A 22698-nucleotide genomic window follows, 5' to 3' on the forward strand; every position below is an offset into this window, starting at 1 on the left:
GAGGGCGACCCAGTCATGGCCACCGAACGACTCGATAGACCCTACTCCCAGTTCAATTTCCGCGTCAGTTGGGACGGTCTGGACGAGAACAGCGCCCAGGCGGGCTTCCAGGAGGTCTCGGGCCTGGGGATGGAGATCACGATCGCCGAGTACCGCGCCGGCAACGCGGCGACCAATGAGCCAACCAAGATCACCGGCACCGTCAAGACCCCGGATGTCACCCTCAAGCGCGGTGTTATCGGCGAGCTGAGTACCCTCTATGACTGGCTCAACGAGGTGCGTAACGGCTCGCAGATCGCGCTCAAGAACGTCACCATCAAGCTGATGAGCGAGGACCGCGAGACGGTCGCCCAGACCTGGCGCCTGATCAACTCGCGTCCCATGAAGTACACCGGTCCTAGCCTGAACGGCAAGGGCACGGACCTTGCCGTCGAGGAGCTGGTGCTCTCGGCCGAGCGCATCGAGCTCAACTGAGAGCTCAACTGAGGCGCCGCCTGAATGACCGCCGCCGCCCGACTGCCCGGCATCGTCTTCGAGGTCGAGCCGCGCCAGCCCCGGACCCTGCTGCCGAGGATGGACATCGCGGCCTTCGTCGGCTTCGCGTCCAGCGGTCCATTGCACCTGCCGGTCGCGGTCGAAGACCGAGGGCGCTTCCGCGAGCTCTTCGGCGCCGATCCGACACTCGCCTGGGACGCCGAGCGTGGCGTGCCTCAGCCGGCCCTGCTCGGCGGCGCGGTGGACGGCTTCTTCCGCAACGGCGGACGACGCTGCTGGGTGGTGCGCGTCGGGCCTGACGACATGCCGGTGCGCGAGATCGACCTGCCCGGCCTGATGCCGGCCGGGGTCATCTCGGCCGGCGGACTGGGGGGCGCCGTCAAGGCGCGGGCGCGCTCGCCGGGGCGCTGGGCCGACGGGCTGCTGGTCGATACCCAGCTGCGGCGCGAGCGTCTCGGGCTCCAGTCGGTCGCGATCGATCCGGACGGGGAGGGTGGCTGGCTCTACAGCCTCCAGCTCGATCGCGCCCCGGACGACTGGTCGCCCGGCGAGCTGCTCGAACTAGACTTCGGCGATGCGCTGCCGAGGCTCTACCTGTTCGTCGATGCGCTCGAGGCGGTCTCGGTCGGCGTCATCCTGACCGGCGCTCGGGCCTATTGGTACGAGCCGCTCGCCGTTTCGCCGCCTGAGGCGCCGGAGACCTGGGAGCATGTCGACGAGGCGGCGGCCGTGGTGGACTTTCAGCTCTGGCAGTCCGGCTCGCCGGCACCGGATCTGCCGTCGGTCCATCGTCTGCGCTTCAGTCTGCACGTCCGGCTGGACGACACCAAGTGGCGTCTCGCCGACCTGGCCTTCCATCCAGAGCATCCGCGCGCCTGGCAGCACCTGCCGGACGACGCGACGCTTTTCGCCCGCGATCTCGAGCACAGCCCCCAGTCGTCCGACCGGGGTGCCGAAGTGCTTCATGCCGAGGCCAGCTTTCCGCGCTTTCCGCTGGCCGGGCCCGAGGGTGCGCTCGAGCCCTCGCTGCCCTTGGGCATGGACGCGCTGGCAGCGGATCTGGACGCCCTCGATCGCGCGCCGGGAGACTCGACGAGGCCGGACATCGCCGAGTACGGCTCGGACCTCTTTCTGGACGACCGCCTACAGCGTCTGGGCAGCGGTGCGCTGCTGGGCGAGGCCGAGCGGCGCTACTATCTGCTGCACCAGCCCTTGAGCGGTCTGCACAGCCTGCTGACGATCGAGGAGATCACCTTGATCGCTGTGCCCGACGCGGTGCACCTAGGCTGGAGCCGGGTCATCCGCGATCTGCCGGAGCCGTTGAAGGCGCCCGAGCTGGAGCCCATCCCGGCATGGCCGGATGCAAGCGGGCGTTATCTGATCCGCTGGTCGGCGATCGCCGGGGCGACGGCCTACCGGCTCGAGTACGGCACCACGCCCGAGCTGGATCGGCCCAACAGGCTGGACCTCTTCGGTCGGGCCTTGAGTCTCGACGAGACGCTGATCCCGCCTCCAGCACTCGCCGAGATCGAGCTGCCGGCGGACTGTCCGAGACCCCACTACTTCCGCGTCCGCGCACTGCGCGACGGGGTCGCGAGCCCTTGGTCGGGCACGCGCGGGCGCATCCTGCCCGCGGTCGACTTCGTCGCCTGTCTGGCTCAGCCCATCGACGAGGTCGCGCTGCTGGTGACGCGCCTGGCCTCGCCGCCCGATGCCGGGGTCAAGCTGAGCTGGTCGCTGGTCGACCCGGACTTCGACGCGCCCGATGCCTTCGAGCTTCAGGTCGCCTCGGATCTCGGCTTTCAGTCCGGACGCATCGTCAACGCCGGGACCCACACGAGCCTCGAGCGGCCTCTGCCCTTGAATGCCGCGCAGTACTACCGGGTCCGAGGGGTGCGCGCTGGCAGGGTCGGTCCCTGGTCCAATTCGGTGTCGCTCGAGCCGAGTGCGCTCGCGACCGTGACCCTGGAGTCTGTCTCCGATTTCGATGCGGCGCAGGTCTCGGGCGACTCGGTGCTGCTGGACGTCCACCGCGCACTGATCCGCTGCTGCGCCGCGCGCGGTGATCTCTGGGCCTGTCTCTCCCTGCCGCGCCACTACCGCGCCGCCCAGGTGCGCGAGCACCTGCGGCAGCTGCTGCCTCGGACATCGGGCGCTACGCCGCCGACGGCCTCCGCCGTGCCCCCATTGAGCCTTGGCGAGCGCCCGTCCCTGAGCTATGCCGGGCTCTTCCATCCCTGGCCGGGCGTGCGGCTCGACGAGACGGCCGCCATGTCGCCCGGCGCTGGACTGGTCGCCTATGGCCCGCCCGACGGCGCCATTCTGAGCCAGATGGCGCGTCAAGCGGTCGATGAGGGCGCCTGGCTCGCGCCCGCCAACATGGCCTACCGCCATGTGATCGCGCTGGATCCCAGTTTCTCCGAGGGCGACTGGCGGGATCTGACCGCGTTGGGCGTCAATCTGATCCGTCCCGATCCGCGCGGCTGGCTGCTGTTGAACGCTGAGACGCTTTCCCCCGGCGCGGAGCTGCGCCAGATCAGCGTTCGGCGGCTGCTGATCCTGCTGCGGCGGCTGGCGCTGCGCGAGGGTCGGGGCTATGTCTTCGAACCCAACAGCCAGGACTTCCGCGACCTGGTGCAGCATCGCTTCGAGCAGCTGCTCTCGCAGCTATACGTGCGCGGCGCCTTCGCCGGCGACACACCGACTGCGGCCTATCGGGTGGTGGTCGACGACTCGGTCAACCCGCCGCGCAGCCTTGAGCCGGGACGCTTCGTGGTCGAGCTGCGGGTCGCCCCCTCGCAGCCCTTGCAGTTCATCACCGTGCGTCTGGTCCAGTCCGGCGCCGAGCGGCTGGCGCTGGAGGAGGTCTGAGATGCCCCGCCCCTTCACCACCTTCAACTTCAAGGTCCTGATCGAGGCCGAGCCCGGCAAGGTCCTCTGCGATGCCGAGTTCTCCGACTGCGACGGTCTGGAGGTCAACATGGAGCCCAAGACCATCCGCGAGGGCGGCAACAATGGTCGCCAGATCCATCTCGCGGGGCCGGTGAGCTACGGCCAGCTCAGCCTCAAGCGCGGTATGACGTCGGATTTCGCCCTGTGGCGCTGGTTCGAGCAGGTGCAGCGCAACCGGACGCTGCGCGCCTCGGGCCGCATCCTGATGCTGGCCTCCGACCGCAGCCGGGCGGACGTGCGCTTCGATCTCACCGGCTGTTTGCCGGTCAAGCTCAAGGCGCCCACGCTGAGCGCCAAGGACGGCGAGATCGCGATCGAGGAGATGCAGATCGCCTACGAGACGCTCCATCTCGCCGAGTCGGGCGCCTAAGGAGACCCAAGCGAGAAGACCCAAGCCATGCCCCAGCCAGCACGACTCGAAAAGGCCCTACTGCAGGAGATCACCTGGGACGAGAACCAAGTGGTTCAGGAGCTCGAGCGCAGGGTTACGGTGCAGTTCAACCCGGAGACCCTGAAGGTCAGCTACGCCAATCAGAGCTCGGGCGGCGACCAGCGCGGCGGCTCGGCTACTCAGTTCGTCGGCCAGGGCACGACCAAGCTGTCCTTCGACCTCTGGCTCGACGTGACCGCCCCCCAGCCGCCGGAGCAGGAGGGTCAGCAGGACGCCGAGGGCGAGGAGAACGACGTGCGCAAGCTCACCGAGAAGATCGTCAAGTTCATCCAGCCCAAGGAGGAGCGCGGGGAGGGCAAGTTCGTCCCGCCGGGCATGCGCTTTCTCTGGGGCTCCTTCAAGTTCGACGGCATCGTGGACTCGATCAACGAGACGTTGGAGTTCTTTTCAGAGGACGGCCGGCCGCTACGCGCCGGGCTCAATGTCAGCCTCTCGAAACAGGAGATCCAGTTCCAGTTCAACGAGCAGTTCTCGCCCAACTTCGGCGGCAATCCGGCGCCGGGCTCGCAGCCGTTGACCCAGGCGCGTCAGGGCGATTCGGCGCAGTCCATCATGGCGCGCAGCGGTCGGCAGGATCAATGGCAGTCGATGGCCGACGCCAATGACATCGACAATCCGAGGCAGATCCCGCCTGGAACGCCGCTCAATACGCGGCTCTGAGCGATCGGGTCCTGGCTTCCAAGCCCTGTTTGGGAGCCTGGTCCGCGAAGCTCTGCTTCCCGAGCCGAGGATGCGAAGCAGAGCTTCGGCGCCGCATCCCCAAGCAGTGCTTAGGACCGAGAGAACGAGAGAGGCAACGCGAGGAACCTTATGGCCGTGATCATCAATGAATTCGAGGTGGTGCCGGACGACAGCCAGCCCGGGCCGGGTGAGACGCCCGAGCCGGCGGAGCCTCAGTCGGCGCCCGCGCCGACACTGACACCCGCGGATCTCGAGGCGATGCTCAAACATCAGCTCGAGCGCGAGCTGCGGCTGCGGGCGGATTAGGGGGAGCCATGCCCGATCTCGGCGTCACACCGCTGTTCTATCCGGCCCGGCCGACTCTCTCGGTCGACGGGCGCGACCTGCCGGAGCTGCGCGAGGCGGTGCTGTCGCTGATGGTCGAGGAGACGACCGACGGGCTCTACCGCTGCGAGGCGAGCTTCGGCAACTGGGGGACGCGCCGGGGCAGCGTGGACTTCCTCTATTTCGATCGCGAGCTGTTCGACTTCGGCAAGGACTTCAGCATCCGCATGGGCCCCGGACGAACCGCCAAGACCATCTTCGCTGGGCGCATCACCGCGCTCGAGGGGCGCTTTCCGGCCAAGCGCCCGCCCGAGATCACGATCCTGGCCGAGGACCGGCTGCAGGCTCTGCGCATGACGCGCCGCAGCCGCAGCTTCGAGGACGTCGACGATCAGGAGGTGATCGAGACGATCGCCGCCGACCATGGACTTGGCACCGAGCTCGACATCGAGGGTCCGCGCTATGCCGTGCTGGCGCAGGTCAATCAGTCCGATCTCGCCTTCCTGCGCGAGCGCGCCCGCGCCATCGACGCCGAGCTCTGGATCGCCGAGGGACGTCTGCACGTCCAGGCGAGGGCGCGGCGTCAGATAGACGAGATCGAGCTCACCTACGGGCGCGGCCTGCGCGAGCTCCAGGTCAGGGCGGACCTGGCCGGGCAGCGCAGCTGCTGGTCGGTCGCCGGCTGGGACCCGAGCGCCAAGGAGGCGATCGAGGAGACGGCGGACGCGCAGTCCATTCAGTCCGAGCTCGAGGGCGGCGAGAGCGCTGCCGGCCTCCTGGGCTCAGCCCTGAGCGAGCATGGCGAGCGCAGCGTGCATCAGGCCCCGCTGACCAGCGCCGAGGCCCAGGCGCTGGCAGGCGCCGAGTTTCGCCGCATGGCCCGGCGCTTCGTCCGGGGCCAGGCGATGGCCGAAGGGGACGCCCGTCTGCGTGTCGGCTCCCGGGTGCGGCTCGGCGGGCTCGGCGCGCTCTTCGACGGCGTCTACAGCGTCACCGAGGTCAGGCACAGTTTCGACGGCCAGAACGGCTTTCGCACGCACTTCGAGGTCGAGCGCCCCGGTCTGGGAGGCGGCGCATGAGCCGGCCCATGGCACTCGATCGCGAGCGCGACGCCCGGATCGCCACCGGTCTCGGCGGACGCTTCTACGGCGTCTATCCGGCGGTGGTCACCGACCTCAACGATCCGGAGGGGCAGGGGCGGGTGCGCATCCGTCTGCCCTGGTCGCCGGACGACTCGGGCGGCTACGAGGCCTGGGCGCGTCTCGCCACCCTGATGGGCGGCAACAATCGCGGCAGCTGGTTCGTCCCGGACCTGGACGACGAGGTGCTGGTGGTCTTCCAGGCCGGCGACACCCGCTGGCCCTTCGTGATCGGCGGGCTCTGGAACGGCGTGGATACGCCGCCCGAGCAGATGGATGCCTCGGGCAACAACGACATCAAGTCGCTGCGCTCGCGCAACGGCGTGAAGGTGACCCTGGATGACGCGAGCGGGCAGGAGCGTCTGATCCTGGAGACGCCCGGCGGTCAGCAGGTCTCGCTCACCGACGGCCCGGGCGTGGTCGAGCTGCGCGACAGCAACGGCAACACGGTCACCCTAGAGTCCTCCGGCATTACCTTGAGCGCCTCCGCCAAGGTCACGGTGCAGGCTAGTACCGTCGAGGTCTCGGCGGGCTCGGTGACGGTGAACGCTGGGATATCGCGCTTCAGCGGTGTGGTCCAGGCCGACACCGTGATCACCAACTCGGTGGTGAGCGCCTCCTACACGCCTGGCGCGGGAAACATCTGGTGAGTCTGCACGGGGATCGATGATGGAACCACGCATCGAATGGCACACGGCCTCGCCGCTCTGGGACCTGAGTCTCGCGGACCCGGGGCCGCCGCGCGAGCGCTTCAAGGCGCCGGCCCTGCTGCGCTTCGCGAGCGATGCCTTCATGGACGAGCTGCAGTCCCTGCTGGACACTGACGCCACGCAGCTCGCCGGCCATGTCGCCCGGCAGGAGAGCTGGCGCGCCGAGTCGGCCGGGTGGCTCGGTGCGCAGAACCCTGAGCTGGGCACGCCGATCAAGCTTTATCAGCCGGCGCACAGCCGCTTCTATCTGGTGGCGATCAGTCTCAACTGCCGTAGCGCCGGTTTGCCCGAGCGGCGGGTCGATGCCGCCCGGGAGGAGCGGGCCGGCTTCCTGATGCGCCGGCTAATCGCCGGCGACGAGTACGCCTGGATCGGCGACCGGCAGCAGGGCCGCTGGCAGCGCCTGAATGACCCCCTGATCCCGGCCGGCGGCGAGGAGCGTCTAGCGCTCTTCCCGGTCCGCTTCGAGCTGGAGGGCCGGGTGCGGTATCTCTACATGGGCCTGATCCCGGTCGCGAGCCGCGAGGTCTACGAGGAAGGCGGCGCGGCCTTCCAGCCGACGCCGAGCGATGGCGAGCTCGACGACGATCCGCTGGGGGATGCGCGCATCGCTCTGTTCCGTGCGCAGATCCTCGCGGGCCTGCAGGGGCTCGCCGATCCGCCGACCGACTTCGGCGCGATCCAGGCCCGCGAGACGCTGGCCTTCGTCCTGCTGGATCTCGGCGAATATCTGCGGACCGAGCTCGACCGCGTCTGGCAGGCGCTGGTCGAAAATTCGTACACCGGTCTTTCCAGCGCCGAGCGCGCTCTCTACGACGAGCTCGTCGCTCAGCCCTCGGCACAGCGAAGCTGGCGTGATCTGGTGTTGGATATCGAGGATCACCGACAGGCGGTGCTGACCCAGGCGTTCGCCGACATCGAGCCGAGTCTGCTCGTGCATGGGCTCTCGGTCACCGATGTGAGCGCCGCCGCGTTGCGGCAGGCCACCCCGTCGAGCGATCCCCTGCTCTTGTCACTGGTCGCCGCGGCACTGCCGGAGCCGCCAGCCGACTCCGGCCTGCAGGACGCCGGGATGGCGTCACCGCCCGTCGTCGACACCGGGCCATCGACCTATGTGATCCGCTGCGTCCACGAGCGTCCGCGCTGCGGGGTCTTCGTGCCGCCCCTGGTGAGCCATGCCTCGCGTCCCTTCCAGCTGGCGTCCTTCTTCGATCCGGACGCGCCGGTGCGCCGAAACCGCATTCGCATTCCGGTGGACACAACTCTGAAGGGGCTACGCCAGTCGCCCAAGGGGCTGTCGATCCAGCTCTCGAAGGAACTGCGCCGCCAGATGGATCGGGCCCAGAAGGCCGGGATGGGGGGACTCATCGACGGCGACTCCAAGAGTTCCTCGCTCGACCTGGGCGTCGTCTGCTCCTTTTCGATTCCGATCATCACCATCTGCGCACTCATCCTGCTGATGATCATCGTGCAGCTGCTCAACATCGTCTTCTTCTGGCTGCCGTACTTCCAGATCTGCCTGCCGGTGCGCCGATGAATCCCCCGGACCCGGGCAGTCTCTTCGGTCGCGGCATGGCCTTCCCTCCTCGAGTGGGGGCCGACGGCCGCCTCGCGCGCTCGGCGGGGCCCGAGAACATCCGCGAGTGCATCCGCGTCATCCTGCTGACCGAGCCCCAGGAGCGGCTGATGCTGCCGCAGTTCGGGGGCGGGCTGCGGCGCTTCCTGTTCAGGCCCAACACGGTCGCGACCCATCGGCTGGTCCAGGAGGCGGTGGTGCAGTCCCTGGGACGCTGGGAGCGGCGCATCCAGGTCGAGAGCGTCCTGGTGGACGCGGACCCGGAGGACGCCCGCGCGGCGCGGGTGCGCATCCGCTACCGCCTCGTCGCGACCGCCGAGGAAGACCGTCTGCAGCTGCGTCTGCTGCTGACCGGCTGACCGAGAGGAGACACCATGCCCATACCCGAGCCGACCTTCGACAGCCGCGGCTATCGCGAGATCCTCAACGAGGCGCTGGCGCGCATCCCGGTGCACAACCCGGAATGGACCAACTTCAACGACGCCGACCCTGGGGTGACGCTGCTGCAGCTCTTCGCCTTCATGAGCGAGAGCATCATCTATCGCGCCAACCGCATCCCAGAGCGCAATCGGCGCAAGTTCCTGCGTCTGCTGGGCGAGTCGGTGCGCGCGCCCGAGGCCGCGCGCGGGCTGGTGAGCTTCTCCAATCCGCGCGGCGCGCTCCAGTCGGTGGGCCTGGCGGAGGATCTGGAGGTGCTGGCGGGCAAGACCCCCTTCCGCACCGGCAACGCACTGGAGGTGCTGCCCATCGAGGCCCGGGTCTACTACAAGGCCCCGCTGACCGACACCCAGTCGAAGGAGACCGAGACGCTCTATCGGCGGCTCTACGCCAGCTTCGAGCAGGAGCAGGGCGCGCTCAGCTTCTACGAAACACGTCGTCTGGAGCCACCCCAGGCGGGCGCGCCCCTGCCGGTGGTCGATCTCGCCAAGCCGCTGGCGACCGCGGGTACGCTGTCCGAGAGCCATGACACGGTCGACGGGGCGCTCTGGCTCGCACTCTTCGCGCGGCCTAACGAGGAGCCGGCGCAGGCGCGCGCCGCCATCGCCGGGCGGGTGCTGACCTTGGGCGCGATGCCCGCGCTCGGGGCCAGCGGCTGCCTGCTGCCCTCGGGCGGTACGCTCGGCTCGGAGGATCTCGGGCTCCTGTTCGAGGTGCCCAATACGGCGCCGGGCACGAGCGGCGAAGCGCTGGACCGCTACAGCCGTGTGGAGGCGCGCGGCAGCACCAATCTGTTGCTGCATCCGGGTGTGGTCGAGCTCAGCCTGCCGGCGGCCGGGCAGCTCGGGTACTGGGACGATCTCGATCCGCTCGAGGCCGGGGCCGGCAACTTTCCGCCCGCGCTCGAGGATACGGCGGACGCCGAGCGGCTCGTCACCTGGGTCCGCATCCGCCCGGCGCCCAATGCCGACGGCAGCGACGCGCAGGGGTTGCAGGCGCGCTTCAGCTGGCTCGGCATCAACGCGGCCGAGGTGGTGCAGCGGGCCTGGGTGCCGGCCGAGTCCTTGCCCAGGGGCACGGGCGAGCCCGATCAGGGCGCCACGCTGACCCACAGGCCGGTGCTGCTCGAGACGGTGACGCTCAGGGTCAATGGCGAGCCTTGGCAGCGGGTCGACGATCTCTCGGCGGCGCCGCCCGAGGTCCAGACCCAGGCGGCGACCAGGGTGACGACGAGCGATCCGACCGCATCGGGCGGTGGTGGTGAGCGCGTCTACACCCTGGACCGGGAGTCCGGCGAGATCCGCTTCGGCGACGGACTGCATGGCGCGCGGCCGCCGCTGGGCGCCCAGATCCAGGTGAGCTACGCCCATGGCGGCGGTGTCGCCGGCATGGTCGGCACCGGCGCCATCACCAAGGGGCCGGGGCTGCCCGCCGGCATCAAGGTCGCCAACCCGCTGCCCACCTATGGCGGCGATCGCGGCGAGACCCTGGCCGAGGCCGAGCGGCGCATCCCGGCCTTCCTGCACCATCGCGATCGGCTGGTCGCGCCCCAGGACTTCGTCGAGATCGCCTGGCGCACACCCGGGGTCGAGCTCGGCCGGGTCGAGGTGTTGCCGCTGGTCCATCCCGAGCAGGCCGCCCAGGTCTCGCGCGGGGTGGTGACCCTGCTGGTCGTCCCGGCGGCGGACGCGCTGCATCCGCGCTCGCCCGAGCCCGACCGGCTCTTCCTCGAGGCCGTCTGCCGCTATCTGGCCCCGCGCCGGCTGGTGACCACCGAGCTGCACGTGCGCGGCCCGATCTATGAGGATATCTGGCTGTCGCTCGGCATCGAGGTCGTGCCGGGGCGGGAGCAACCGCCGGTGCGCGATGCCGTCAAGGCGGCCGTGGAGACCTTCGTCTCGCCGCTGACCGGTGGCTTCGAAGCCGCCGGCTGGCCGCTCGAGAAGACGCTCGATCCGCTGGAGATCAGCGCCGTGGCTAGCCGGGTGAGCGGCGTGGCCAAGGTGGTCGGCGTCCTGCTCGGCGATGCGGCGGGCGCGGCGCGCGAACGCATCGAGCTGAGCGGGCTCCAGCTGCCCAGGCTGCGCGGGGTCGCGGTATCGAGCGACGCGCCCACGTCCTTGGACGCACTGCTGGGCGCCAGCGGCGGCACGCCGGCCGGTCAGCGCCAGCCCTTCCCGGTGCCGGTCGTGCCGGTGTCCTGCTAAGCCGGGTCCATGGACGTCAACGGCACCCGCTTCCATCTGCTGCAAGGCGCCCGGGACTGGGTCCCGGTGCTCGAGCGGCATCTCGTCCTGGACGGCGAGCGCCAGCTCCACTGGGACGATGTCCATGCCGAGGTGACCCTGGCGCCGCATCTCTTCCGCTTTCCGCCCAGGCGCAGCGAGACGCCGCCCTCGCTGGAGCAGCGGCGGGGCGCCGACTGCGACCGCTACGGCAATCTCTATTGGATCGACGACGACGGGCTGGGTATCGACTGGCGGCCGGCCGGGCGCGACAGGCAGGGGTTGTACTGGGCCTCGGCGAGTCTGACGACGCCCGTCTGCGTGCCCGCAGGCGCTGACTTCGCGCCCTGCTCCGGGCCCTCGGCCGAGGCGCCGCCTCGGCTGCGCGGTCTCGCGGTCACCTCCCGTCACTTCCTGGTCGTCGGCACCCTGTCACCGGCCGGGCTCCTCGTCTTCGATCTGCATGCGGGCGGTCCGCCGCAGTGGCGCGTCTGGTCGGATGCGCTCGACTTCGCGCCCTTCGATCTGGCGGCCGCGCCCGACGGCGGTCTCTGGATTCTGGACCTTGGACCGGACGAGGGCGCGGCGCGCTATTGGCGGCTCGACCGCTATCTCGAGGTGGTCGCAGGGAGCGGCGACGCGCTGGTCGAGGTCGTCCCCGCCCGAGCCGACGACTTCTGGCCGCTGGACGCCGGGCCGCGCGTGCAGGCCGCGCGGACATGCGCCGCCGGCCGCCCGCTGGCTCCAGCCTCGCCCCCCGAGGTCGAGGCCCCGATCGCGTTGGCGGCACTGCCCGACGGCTCGCTGCTGATCCTCGAGACGCGCCCCGATGCGCTTCATTCCAGCCTCCACCGCTTCCGGGACGGGATGCAGCTGGATCGGATCGATCTCAAGGGCGAGCGTCTCACAGGGCTGGAGCCCGAGCGGCTGCGGGCGCACGACATGCTCTTCGTCCCGGCCGAGGGAAAGGATGACTCCGATTCGAGGGGCGAGCTCTTCCTGGTGTCCGAGGACGGCAATCAGGTAATGGTGCTCGGCCTCTCGATCCTGCGGGATGCGCTGCATCTCAGGCTCGAGCCGCGCTTCCTGCCGATGCGCCGCTACGACGGCAAGGATCTCGTGAGCGACGGTCGAGACGTGCTCTATCACCTGCCCGCTCTCTGGACGCGCCTAGTCGAGCAGCCGAGGCCGCGCTACGGGCTCGAGGCCGATCTGGATCTGCCCGCGCTCGACGGCAAGGAGCCCGGCTGCGTCTGGCACCGGGTGACGCTCGACGCCTGCATCGCGCCGGGCGACGCGATCAGGCTGCAGAGTCGCGCTGCGGACGAGCCGGCCGACCTGGACCTGGCGGACTGGCGCGACGAGCCGCCGCCCTATCGGCGTCATGCCTCGGAGATCGCCTATCACCAGCCCTTCGGCGCGGCCCAGCGCGAGCGCCAGGGCACCGGGACCTGGGAGCTGCTCCTGCAGGGTGCCACCGGCCGCTATCTGCAGCTGCGTCTGCGTCTGACCGGCAGCGGCCGCTCGACGCCGCGTCTGCGGGCCTTGCGCGCCTGGTATCCGCGCTTCTCCTATCTCGAGCAGTATCTGCCGGCGGTCTATCGCGACGATGCCGTCTCCGCGAGCTTTCTCGAACGCTTCCTCGCCAATGTCGAGGGTCTCTGGACCACCTTGGAAGGCGCAGTTGCCGGGGCCGAGCGGCTGCTCGACAGCCGCACCGCGCCGGCCGAGTATCTCGAGTGGCTGGCCGGCTGGCTGGGCGCGACCCTGGACCCGGACTTCGAGGAGGCGCGCCGCCGTCTGCTGATCGAGCACGCCGAGCTGCTGTTTCGCTGGCGCGGGACCCCGGCCGGGCTGCTGGCCATGATCCGTCTCACCATCGATCCCTGTCCGAACGCCTCGCTGCTCGACGACCTACGGCATCCCGAGCGGATCGAGCCGCTGCGGTATGCCGGCCGCGCGGTGCGTCTCGTCGAGCACTTCCAGAGGCGCGGTGTCCCGGGCGTGGTGCTCGGCGACCCGCGCCGGCTCGAGCAGCCGGCGCTGATCGGCGCCGCCGCCCCCTTCGAGCCCTCGCAGGGGCCCGAGCCGCTGCACCTGCGATTTCGCGACTTTCTCCGGTGTCGCTATCAGGGCGATGAAACGACGCTCGCCGCGCGCTGGGGCTCGCCACCAGCGGCGATCCAGTTCCCGCCGCTGCCGCCGGCCGACGTCGCGCGCGCCGAGGACTGGCGGGCCTTCGTCTCGCGAGGACTGGGCTTTGGCTACGCACAGGTCGGTCAGGACGACCTGGGGCTCTACCAAGATTTTCTCCGGCAGCGCTACCGGCGCATCGATGCATTGAGGACCGCCTGGCAGCTGCTGGACGGCCAGCCTCCTGATTCCTTCGATGCCATCCAGCTGCCCGGGGTGCTGCCCTCGCAGCCGGCCCGCCTGAGCGACTGGGTCGGCTTCGTCTCGCTCGCCCTGCCGACCGAGCGCAACGCCCATCGCTTCACCGTGCTCGTCCCCACCGATCCGACCGAGAGCGCCGAGACCCGCGAGCGGCGGCTCGCCCGGGTGGGCGCGCTGGTCGAGCGCGAGCGTCCCGCCCACACCGAATTCGAGACCCAGCTGTTCTGGGCGCTGTTCCAGCTCGGCGGCGCGCGTCTGGGGCTCGACACAGCGCTGGGCGAGGGCAGCCGCTATGTCGCGCTGGTGCTGGGCAAGACGGCGCTTGCCGAGGGCTTCCTGGATTCCTCGCATCCCTGGGGCGTGACCCATCGCGCGCTGCGGGTGCTCGGGCGTGACCCGCTCACGGAGTAACGACCATGAATGACTTCACGACAGTCTGCGCGAATCTGTCCAACCTGGATCCGTACAAGCGGGTCAACTACGTCAACGGTCTGGTGCTGGGGGCAGACGATCTCGTACAGGAGCAGCTCTACCACCTGGAGAAGCACCGTCTGCACAACCGGCTCCTCCACGGCTATGGCACCTTGTGTGGTCTGTCGGTCGATCTCTCCGATCCGGGCGACGGCCCCAGGCTGACCGTGGCCCCGGGCGTTGCGGTCGATCCGCGCGGCCGCGAGATCCGCGTGCCCGAGGCCTACTGCGCCAATCTGACGGCCTGGCTGCAGAGCCATGCCGACGAGGTCCAGGACCGGCTCGCCGCCTCGCCACCGCTCTCGCCGCCCGAGCCGCTGAGCCTCTATCTCGTGCTCTGCCATCGCGAGTGCGAGACCGACGAGGTGCCCATCCCGGGCGGACCCTGCAAGACGCTGGAGGACAGCTCGGTCGCCTCGCGCATCCAGGACGCCTTCGAACTGGCGCTGCGCTTCGAGCCGCCGGAGCAGACCGAGGAGGAGGCGGTGCGCGACCTGGTCTCGCTGATCCGCGCGATCGAGATCAGCGAGGACCCGGGCGGTCTCACCGAGGGGGGCATCGCCGACCTGGTGCGCGGTCTGACCGATTCGGGCTCGCCTTCGCTCTCCTCGCCGCCCTTCGATTCCCCGCCGGGATCGCCGCCGATGGGCATGCAGCACATGCACCCGGGCGATGTCGACGCGCTGCTGCGCGTGGCGATGCGCGTCTGGGTGACCGAGGTGCGGCCGGCCCTGTTGCCGAGCGGCGCCAATTGCGCCGCCGGTCCGCCCGAGGAGGGCTGCGTGCTATTGGCTGAGGTGATCCTGAATCTCGACGGCGGTCCGAGCCTAGTCGGCGACCCGCTGCTCGACGAGTCTCGGCGACCCTATCGGCTCCATACCCGTCTGTTGCAGGAGTGTCTGATCTGTCATCGCGGCGACGCCTCGGCGGACCTCGAGTCCTTGAGCCATGCGGATCTCCACGACCTGGATGCCGACGATCATCCTCAGTATCTGCTGGTCGATGGTAGCCGTCCGCTGACTGGGGACCTGGGCGCTGGCGGCAACCGGATCACCGGGCTGGGGGAGGGCGGCGTTGATGGCGACGCCGTGCGTTTCGAGCAGGCGGTCAAGATCGATGATATCGCCGGAGGCGATCTCGTCGATACCTATCCGAACCCGACGGTCGCCGCTCTGAGAGGACGACCGGTCGCCGATGTCGATCCGGCCGCCGGCCAGGTGCTGACCTGGAGCGGTAACCGATGGCAGCCGAGCACGCCCGCCGTGATCGGCGGTTTCGTCGAGGCCCCGGGTCAGAATGCGCGCTATGCCATCGTCGCCGCGGGGCTCTTCGATGCGGCCGGACAACCCCTGGGGCTGGTCTACAACGCGCTGTCCGCGACCATGCTCGGTGTCCTGGAATACCGCTTGGCTTGGCCTCGCTACCAGCCGCCGCAGAACGACGGCATCGTCCCCCCGCCTGATCTGGTCTACATCGTCAAGGGCACGATCGTCGATCCGGAGCGGCCGGGGATTCTGCGCGTAGTGCGGTTCGAGCAAGAGGGGATACGGATTCGCGTGAGCGACATCCAGGACGCCAATCGTGTCCAGGCATTCATGGTCGAGATCAGTGCCTACGGCCGCGCCGACCTGGGCTGAATCGATCGAGCGCACTTCGCAGGAGTGAGCCAGCATGCCCCAGATAGAGCTACAGCAGGCATACCTGGATCAGGGTGTCGAGCACGTCAACTTCTTCAACGGCCGTATCCTCACGGGCGAGGACCTGCAGGACGAGCAGACCGCCAACCGCCGCGAGCACCGCCAGCTCGGGACGGCCCTGGGTGCGGGCGTGGTGCGCGGCCTCGACGTCTCGGTCCTGACGCCGGGCGGCAGCGGCAGCTCGCCCGTCGTTCAGGTTGGCGGGGGGCTGGCGCTCAACGGAGCGGGGCAGGGTCTCGAGCTGCCGACCAAGGTCCAGATCAATCTGCTTGCCCAGCAGACCCTCGAGGACGCGGCGAACGGACTCTTCGCCGTCTGCGTGCCGCCTCAGCCGGGCACACTGCTGGTCGGCACCGGCGCCTACGTGCTCCTGATGAGCCCGGCGAGCGACTATCGCGGACAGGCACCCAAGAGCGGTCTGGGCGACGGGGGCACGGGGAGCCACTGCGGGCTGCGCCATCGGGTCGAGGGGGTGCGTTTTCGGCTGATCAAGCTTCCGGTCGCTGAGCTCCTGAGCGGGCTGGCAGGGCTGAGCGCGAGCGATTTCGTCGAGCCCGCAGCGGGGGACACCGCCGGCTGGTCGCGTCTGCGCGGCGCCCTGGCGCAGCTCTGCCTGGGCACGGCCGAGACCGCGCCGCACGACATCGACTTCAGCCCCGACAGCCCGCCGAACGGGCTCGAGTACGGCGCGCTGGGGCGATTGCCCGAGTCACTGCTGACGGACTGCGACGTCCCACTGGCGCTGATCTATTGGACCGCGGACGGCATCCGCTTCATCGACACCTGGTCAGTGCGCCGGCGTCCCGTCACGCCGGCCCCCGCCGCCGACTGGCCGACCCTGCTCGACCCGCGCTTCGCGGCCGAGTCCGAGGCCGTGCTGCTGCAGTTCGCCGATCAGATCGCAGACTTGCGCAACGATCCGGCGGTGGGCGCGGGCGCTCGGGTCGAGGACTATCTCACCCATCTGCCGGCGGTCGGTTATCTGCCGACCGGTCCGAACGGCCTCGGCTGGCAGAGCTTCCTCGGTGCCCATGCCCCGTCGAGCGAGACGCCGGTCGCGCAGGGCCTGGTGCGCTCGGTGCTGGCGACAGCCCTGCCGCGCCTGGCACCGAGGGTAGTGCCGCGCGATGCACCGGGCGCCGCCGACGCGACCCCCTATCTGGTCTACCGGATCGATGGCCGTACCGATCATGTCCTCATCGTGCGCTCGGGGCTCGCCGAGGTCGTCGCGCGCGACGTGCATTTCGACAACGCGGGCTGCCAGCTCCCCGGCGTCCATACGGTGCAGGGCGCGCTGGACGACCTCTGCCAGCGGCTGCGCGGCTGCTGCACGCTGGTGATCGCGCCCGGGGGAAACTGGCGGCAGGCGATCGACGCGCTCGCGCCGGGGCAGGATGTGTCCATCTGCTTCGAGGTCGGGCACTTCGTCCTGACCGAGCCGCTGCGCTTCACTGGGTTCGGTCACGTCAAGGTGTGCGGCGGTGGTCCCGGTACGCGGCTGACGATCGCCAACCGGGAGAGCGCGCTGATCTTCGAGGACTGCGCCAGCGTTCGAGTCAGCGACCTCTCGGCCCAGGCCGGCACGGCGAGTCCGCCCCAGGGCTCGGGTGCCAATCGGCAGTTCCAGAGTCTGGCCGGGGTCCTGAGCGCTCGCGACTGCCCCAGCGTCGAGATCGAGCGGGTGCGGTTGCGCTGCGCGTCCGCAGTCGGACGGGCCGCGAGCTGTCTCTATGTCCGTCATGACACGGCCGCCGGTGGTCCCTCCGACAGGACGCGGGTGCGGGGATGCGAGTGTCTGGTGGGCAGCGGTCAGGTCGGCATCCTGGCGGTGAACGCCGATCGCTGCCAGATCGAGGACAACCAGGTGCGGCTCGACGGCAGTCCGGGCCCCGGCACGGCCCCGGCGGGTCAGGGCATCGTGGTCGGCGGGCGCATCGCGGGCGAGGTGCGGGTGCGGGACAACGATCTGCGGGACCTGGTCCAGGGGATTCATGTGGGGGTGAGTCATCGCGAGTCCTCGCGGGGCACGCCGGACAGCATCCGCCGGGTCGTCATCGCGGGCAACGCGATCGAGGTCGTGCTCGACCCGAGCGTCCGGGGCGAGCGTCATGCCATCTTCGTCGGCAACTGTCTCAGTCTCTCGGTGGACGAGAACCGTGCGAGTCTGCAGCGTATCGGTGGTGCCAATCAGAGCATCGAGGGGCTGCGTCTGTTCGGCACCTTCGGGCGCCGGCTGCTGGTGCGCGGCAATCAGCTCGATCAGTTCAACACCGGCATCCTGATCCACTCGGTGACCCTGCCGCCGACCAATCCGGAGCTGCAATGGGTGGTGGAGGACAACCTGCTCAGCTCGGCGGGGCAGGCCGTTCGCGTCGAGCCAACCGCGCTGCGCTCACGGGTGCGGAACATTGGCAACAACGTCGCCTAGCCGGTCTGGGGACGAGTCCATGCGGCACCGCGTCCAAAGACAGAACCGTCGTTCTTTCGAAGCCGTTCGCAGTCAGAACGATGCGACTCGTGGTAGGGGTGGTTTCGTTCTACTTGACAAGACGAGAGCCGAGTTCTATAGGATTAAGCGTGTAGCGAGCCTTTGGTATGTGCACAGGTCGTACGCGGGTAGCGCAATAGTTGTTTTCAGGTTTTTCCTGCGACAGCTCAGTTGTCTCGATGCAAAGCGGTCTGGGGGTTCGAATCCCAAGCTACGCACCAGGCGAGGTCGTCAAGACCTCGCTGTCCTCCCAATCGTCCAATCGGCTGCTCACCCTGCCCGATGGGTCGATGAAGCGTATCCACTGGCGAGAGACGTTGCGTCGAATGCCCGGTACCTGATTGGAGGGGCACTGCTGCGCGCGTTTCCCACGCTCCTCGGCCCTGATACGCCGGTGCTCCGTGTTTGACCCGGGCACCACCTATATCAACCGCCTCTCGATCCGATCTAGAAGAGGGCGAGACGCGGCTCGACGATTTCAACTCGAGCAGCAACTCAGGAGTCTCGATCTCAGGCCCTCGGGTTTGCCCCCCTCGGCCTTGCTGCTCGTGCGTCGGATCGCCGATCCCTTGCCCAGATGGTTGTCGGCGCACCAGACCTCGCGACTATCGCCCCGTTGGGAGCACGCGGTCTGTGAGCGTCTGGATCAGGACTACCGCAACGCCGCCCGGCCGGTGCGGGGTCGAGTCCCGACGGGCACCGCTTCGGTTCTGCTCGCGGATGAGAGCGAGCTCATCGCCTGTCTCGCCTTGGCGTTGGCGCGCGGCGAGCTCGCGGCGCATTGGTGCTGGCCGCTCGCGCTGAACCGCTATGCCGCCGGCGGCCGGGCCCGGCTCGAGGGATTGCTCGTCGCCAATGCGAGGCTGGTGCCGGCAGTGATCGCGCAGCTCGTACTCTGGGAGCAGTGCAGTCCGGTGCTGTCTTGCTTGCAGGACGACATGCTCGATGATCTCGTGCGGGCGCTGTCGAGGGAGCATGCGCTGGATATCGATGTGGCGCCTGAGCAGGCTGCCGAGGTTCCGGAGGACGCTGGCGCGGCGGCGTCGCCCGCTCGGCTGAGCCGCGCCGATCCATCGCCATCACCCTGGCGGAAGTGGCTTGACCCCGTTCAGAACGACCAATTGGGTCTAGACCAATTGGGTCTAAAGGCCGAGCTCTTCGTCGGTCTGGCCTTGATGCTTCATCATCAGCCGGCTCAGGCGCGCTCACCGCTGTTCCGTGCCCAGCTGCGCAGCTGGTTTCGAGACCGTGCGGCCTCGGCTGCGCCCCACGCTGAGGACGAGGCCGCGGCGCTGGAGGAGGTGTCTGGACCAAGCCGGAGCAGCCGCTCTGTGGCTGGACAGCTGCCGGAGGGTGCGCCGCGCAAGGCTCTCGCTGGGTCGGGCTCGCCGGCATCGGAGCAGGTGTCCGCCGACACCTCAGCCGCCCCCACGGTTTCCGTTGGCCGCTGGACGCGAACGCCCGCCGGGCCGGATCGGGCCGAGGCGAAACTGGAGCCCGCTAGGGCGTCACGTTCCACGGCAAGGCATAGGTTGACACGGGATCAGTCAACAGCGTTAGAGCTTCCGGCGTCGCTCGCAACGGCTACTGAACAATCGAACGGGCCTCTATCGGATGGGGTGGCAGCACAGGTCTCGAACGCCGTAGACAGCGAGTCCCCGGTCGATTCCAGCTCAGACAGCATGCTCGAGAGCCCAGATGACTGGGCAGGCGACTGGCCAGATGATCGAGCGGTCTCGGGCGTCGCCACGCGTCTCGGCGGCGCGCTCTACCTGATCAATCTCATGCGTCATCTCGGGCTGCCGGAATGCTTCGAGCCGAGCTGGGGACTAGGGCGCGATCTGGGTCCCTGGGGGCTTCTGGAGCTGATCACGCGTGCTCTGCTGGGCGAGGACCACGACGCTCATGCGAGCGATCCGCTCTGGCGTGTCCTGGCCGAGCTCGACAGCCGTGCGCCAGGGGATTGGCCTGGCGAGGCGGTCGCCGCCAACGATGTCTATCGCATTCCTGACCACTGGATCGACGAGCCGCCCGAGCACCTCTACTGGGGTACGGCCGACCGGTGTCTGCGCCTATGGGCCGATCGCGGCTTCCTGATCGCCGACATCCCGCGCGGCGCTCAGCCCGCCATTGAGCAGGCCATCACGGAGGCACGGCGCTATCCCGAGTTGCCCGTGCCGACGTCGGCGCCCTTCGATAGCGCGCCTGCGGCCAGGCTCCATCAGGCCTTGCATGAGGTCCTCGGTCCCGCTATGGCCTTCTGGCTGCGGTCCGTCATCCCCTATATCCGCTGGCGGCTGGATCAGGCGGCACCGGCGGCCTTGGACCCGCTCGGCGACCTGCTGCTGGTGTCGGGGCGCCTCTACGTGACCCGGGCCCACGTCGATCTGGTGACCAGTCTGGAATGCATCTCGCTACCGGCGCGCCTGGCCGGTTTGGATCGCGATCCGGGCTGGGCCGGCGACTGGGGGCGCGTGGTGTCCTTCCACTTTCAGTAGGCGGCTGGTCACGACCATGATTCAAGCCCAGACATCGTCCCTCGACCTGATCCTCTGTGATCCGGCGAGCCATTTCGCGGTCCATCTCTATGTCGCCATCGACCAGCTGCTCGCGCATATCGATCGAATGAGTGCCTACGGCGGCGAGCCGCTCGATCGGTTCTACCAACGCTATCCCTTTCTCGCGGCCTACGGAGCGGAGCTGTGCCGCTACATGCCCGAGAATCTGGACTGGGTTCACAGAGCCGAGTTGTGGCGGAGCCAGATACTGGCCTGGGAGGAAGGGACGGGCACGCATCTGCCGCTTCGCGCACTGGGTAGCCACCTCGGCCTGACATTCGAGGCGCGTCTCGCCTTCGTCCTCACGGGGCTGGTAGAGGAAGACTCGCGCTTCGGCACGTTCCTCTCCGAGCTGCAAGCCCCGCTCAATACGCGCCGTCCGACCCTTGAGTTTCTCGGGCAGGTGCTGGGCGGCGGTGCCGGACGCATCGGCGTTCCTGACCCCTGGGGTCTCTGTGGCCCCTTGCTCGAATCGGGGCTCGTCGAGACCGCCAATCCCGAGGCACCGCGGTCCGAATGGACGCTGCGCGTGCCGGCCCTGCTTTGGGATGCCGCCCGAGGACGCGGCGACCCACCCTCAGAGACCGGGCTGCGTCTCATCCCCACCGGCCGGCTCCCATCCATCGACGATCTCTTGTTTCCGGCTGATCTGCTGGGACGTCTGGCTCGGCTCCCAGCCCTGGTGGCCTCGGGCATGGTCCGTCTGATCTTGCTGCGCAGCGATCCGGGGACCGAGGCGTTGGACGTGATGGGGGCGATCGCGCGCGGTCTTGGGCGTGGCGTGCTCAGTCTGCCGAGCGGTAGCAATGATCGCGAGCGCACTTGGCCGGCCCTGGCCCCCTGGTGTGCGATGACGGGCGCCATGCCGGTGATCGCCTACGATTTGAGCCCAGGCGAAACGGCTAAGCTGCCTGCGCTCGGTGGCTATGGCGGGCCTGTCGGCGTGCTCCAGGGACGCGAGGGCGGCCTGTCGGATCGGGCGCTGGATCAGGTGATCACGCTCGAGCTAGACCCGCCCGACCTGGAGCTGCGCCGCCGTCACTGGCGCCGCGCCCTGAACGGGCATACCTGTGAGGACCTCGACCGCGTGGCCGAGACCTTTCGGCTGTCGGGCGCCTATATCCGTCAAGTGGCCCAGATCGCGCTCGCTCAGGCCGGGCTGAACGGCAGCGACCGGGTCGGTCTGGCAGAGGTGCGCGAGGCCGCTCGCGCCCTGAACCGGCAGCATCTGGATACGTTGGCAGCCCGACTTGAGGCGAAGGGACGCTGGGAGGATCTCGTGGTCAGCGAGGCGACCCGGGTCAAGCTCATAGAGCTCGGCCGCCGCTGCGCCTGCCGCGAGCGCATTCAAGGGCATCTCGGTCCGGCATTCGAGGGCAGCGCTCAGCGCGGGGTGCGCGCCCTGCTCACCGGCGTCAGCGGCACGGGTAAGACGCTTGCGGCACGCATCCTGGCCGCCGAGCTTGGCATGGACATCTTTCGGGTCGACCTGGCCGCGGTGGTCAACAAGTACATCGGCGAGACCGAGAAGAACCTGCACCAGGTGCTCACCCAAGCCGAGGCGCTGGACGTCATCCTGCTGCTCGACGAAGGCGATGCTCTACTCGGCAGCCGCACCGAGGTGAAGTCCGCCAACGACCGCTACGCCAACCTGGAGACCAACTTCCTGCTGCAGCGTCTAGAGCAGTATCAAGGCATCGTCCTGGTAACCACCAATCTGGGCGAGAACATCGACCAGGCGTTCAAGCGGCGCATGGATGTGGTAGTGCCCTTCTTCGCGCCACAGGTCCAGGAGCGGCGAGGTATCCTCAGCCTCCATCTGCCGACGTTGCAGGGTCTGAGCCCGGAGTATCTGGACGAGGTCGCGCTACGCTGTCAGCTCACGGGCGGGCAGTTGCGCAATGCCGTGACCCATGCCGCGCTGCTGGCGCTGGAGGAGTCCGCCCCAATCGAGGATCGGCATCTGGAGACCGCCTTGCGCGCCGAGTACCGCAAGGCCGGTGGCGTCTATCCGATCCGCCGCCAGCCAGAGGGCTTCGTTGAGCGACCCGGGCGCCTGCAGTCCTTCGTGGCGGCGCTCAGGGACGATTGACGCGAAA

At 69.0% G+C, this 22698-nt stretch carries 16 protein-coding genes; all 16 read left to right on the top strand.

All coding sequences use genetic code 11. The annotated features are described in order from the left end of the window. The first annotated feature begins 15 nt into the window (after positions 1-15). The 16 genes from CKO40_RS09185 to CKO40_RS09255 all read left to right on the top strand — a co-directional run bounded on the left by CKO40_RS09185 (position 16) and on the right by CKO40_RS09255 (position 22691). Positions 16-474, top strand: coding sequence for a phage tail protein (locus CKO40_RS09185; protein WP_200345909.1), 459 nt, complete (start codon positions 16-18; stop codon positions 472-474). A gap of 24 nt (positions 475-498) precedes the next feature. Next, positions 499-3366: a hypothetical protein gene (locus tag CKO40_RS09190; RefSeq protein ID WP_200345910.1), complete on the top strand. Its 2868-nt coding sequence runs from the start codon at positions 499-501 to the stop codon at positions 3364-3366. Position 3367: 1 nt separating this feature from the next. Further along, a complete protein-coding gene (locus tag CKO40_RS09195) occupies positions 3368-3817 on the top strand; it encodes a phage tail protein (RefSeq protein ID WP_200345911.1) in 450 nt (149 codons plus the stop codon). A gap of 27 nt (positions 3818-3844) precedes the next feature. Beyond that, a complete protein-coding gene (locus CKO40_RS09200; RefSeq protein ID WP_200345912.1) occupies positions 3845-4558 on the top strand; it encodes a CIS tube protein in 714 nt (237 codons plus the stop codon). 150 nt (positions 4559-4708) lie between these two features. Then, positions 4709-4885, top strand: coding sequence for a hypothetical protein (locus CKO40_RS09205; protein ID WP_200345913.1), 177 nt, complete (start codon positions 4709-4711; stop codon positions 4883-4885). Between the two features lie 8 nt (positions 4886-4893). Continuing rightward, a complete protein-coding gene (locus CKO40_RS09210) occupies positions 4894-5982 on the top strand; it encodes a phage late control D family protein (RefSeq protein WP_200345914.1) in 1089 nt (362 codons plus the stop codon). 8 nt (positions 5983-5990) lie between these two features. Further along, positions 5991-6692 (top strand): phage baseplate assembly protein V, encoded by a 702-nt coding sequence (locus tag CKO40_RS09215; RefSeq protein ID WP_200345915.1) that lies wholly within the window; start codon positions 5991-5993, stop codon positions 6690-6692. 19 nt (positions 6693-6711) lie between these two features. Next, complete coding sequence (locus CKO40_RS09220; protein ID WP_200345916.1) at positions 6712-8289, top strand: hypothetical protein; 1578 nt, start codon at positions 6712-6714, stop codon at positions 8287-8289. Continuing rightward, a complete protein-coding gene (locus CKO40_RS09225) occupies positions 8286-8687 on the top strand; it encodes a GPW/gp25 family protein (RefSeq protein ID WP_200345917.1) in 402 nt (133 codons plus the stop codon). The genes CKO40_RS09220 and CKO40_RS09225 overlap by 4 nt, the downstream gene beginning before the upstream one ends. Before the next feature lie 15 nt (positions 8688-8702). Continuing rightward, positions 8703-10973, top strand: coding sequence for a baseplate J/gp47 family protein (locus CKO40_RS09230; RefSeq protein WP_200345918.1), 2271 nt, complete (start codon positions 8703-8705; stop codon positions 10971-10973). Positions 10974-10982: 9 nt separating this feature from the next. Beyond that, positions 10983-13796, top strand: coding sequence for a phage tail protein (locus CKO40_RS09235; protein ID WP_200345919.1), 2814 nt, complete (start codon positions 10983-10985; stop codon positions 13794-13796). A 5-nt stretch (positions 13797-13801) separates the two neighbouring features. Next, the gene (locus CKO40_RS09240; RefSeq protein WP_200345920.1) at positions 13802-15493 is read left to right on the top strand and encodes a hypothetical protein; all 1692 of its coding nucleotides are present in this window, start codon (positions 13802-13804) and stop codon (positions 15491-15493) included. 34 nt (positions 15494-15527) lie between these two features. Further along, positions 15528-17981 carry a hypothetical protein gene (locus CKO40_RS09245; protein ID WP_200345921.1) on the top strand — a complete coding sequence of 818 codons (2454 nt, stop codon included), beginning with the start codon at positions 15528-15530 and terminating at the stop codon, positions 17979-17981. 239 nt (positions 17982-18220) lie between these two features. After that, on the top strand, positions 18221-18382 hold the full coding sequence (locus tag CKO40_RS23945) for a hypothetical protein (protein ID WP_207173525.1): 162 nt from the start codon (positions 18221-18223) through the stop codon (positions 18380-18382). Positions 18383-18610: 228 nt separating this feature from the next. After that, entirely contained in the window at positions 18611-20539 is a 1929-nt protein-coding gene (locus CKO40_RS09250) for a hypothetical protein (RefSeq protein WP_200345922.1), read from the top strand. A gap of 16 nt (positions 20540-20555) precedes the next feature. After that, entirely contained in the window at positions 20556-22691 is a 2136-nt protein-coding gene (locus CKO40_RS09255) for an ATP-binding protein (RefSeq protein ID WP_200345923.1), read from the top strand. Positions 22692-22698 lie beyond the last annotated feature (7 nt).

Origin of the sequence: Halochromatium glycolicum (genome assembly GCF_016584085.1) — a bacterium.
In the GTDB taxonomy this organism is placed as follows: Bacteria; Pseudomonadota; Gammaproteobacteria; order Chromatiales; family Chromatiaceae; genus Lamprobacter; species Lamprobacter glycolicus.

Bases quoted from the DNA above. Each gene is read 5' to 3' on its own strand.
- CKO40_RS09185 (WP_200345909.1), top strand. From the start codon at position 16: ATGGCCACCGAACGACTCGATAGACCCTACTCCCAGTTCAATTTCCGC.
- CKO40_RS09190 (WP_200345910.1), top strand. From the start codon at position 499: ATGACCGCCGCCGCCCGACTGCCCGGCATCGTCTTCGAGGTCGAGCCG.
- CKO40_RS09195 (WP_200345911.1), top strand. From the start codon at position 3,368: ATGCCCCGCCCCTTCACCACCTTCAACTTCAAGGTCCTGATCGAGGCC.
- CKO40_RS09200 (WP_200345912.1), top strand. From the start codon at position 3,845: ATGCCCCAGCCAGCACGACTCGAAAAGGCCCTACTGCAGGAGATCACC.
- CKO40_RS09205 (WP_200345913.1), top strand. From the start codon at position 4,709: ATGGCCGTGATCATCAATGAATTCGAGGTGGTGCCGGACGACAGCCAG.
- CKO40_RS09210 (WP_200345914.1), top strand. From the start codon at position 4,894: ATGCCCGATCTCGGCGTCACACCGCTGTTCTATCCGGCCCGGCCGACT.
- CKO40_RS09215 (WP_200345915.1), top strand. From the start codon at position 5,991: ATGGCACTCGATCGCGAGCGCGACGCCCGGATCGCCACCGGTCTCGGC.
- CKO40_RS09220 (WP_200345916.1), top strand. From the start codon at position 6,712: ATGGAACCACGCATCGAATGGCACACGGCCTCGCCGCTCTGGGACCTG.
- CKO40_RS09225 (WP_200345917.1), top strand. From the start codon at position 8,286: ATGAATCCCCCGGACCCGGGCAGTCTCTTCGGTCGCGGCATGGCCTTC.
- CKO40_RS09230 (WP_200345918.1), top strand. From the start codon at position 8,703: ATGCCCATACCCGAGCCGACCTTCGACAGCCGCGGCTATCGCGAGATC.
- CKO40_RS09235 (WP_200345919.1), top strand. From the start codon at position 10,983: ATGGACGTCAACGGCACCCGCTTCCATCTGCTGCAAGGCGCCCGGGAC.
- CKO40_RS09240 (WP_200345920.1), top strand. From the start codon at position 13,802: ATGAATGACTTCACGACAGTCTGCGCGAATCTGTCCAACCTGGATCCG.
- CKO40_RS09245 (WP_200345921.1), top strand. From the start codon at position 15,528: ATGCCCCAGATAGAGCTACAGCAGGCATACCTGGATCAGGGTGTCGAG.
- CKO40_RS23945 (WP_207173525.1), top strand. From the start codon at position 18,221: ATGCAAAGCGGTCTGGGGGTTCGAATCCCAAGCTACGCACCAGGCGAG.
- CKO40_RS09255 (WP_200345923.1), top strand. From the start codon at position 20,556: ATGATTCAAGCCCAGACATCGTCCCTCGACCTGATCCTCTGTGATCCG.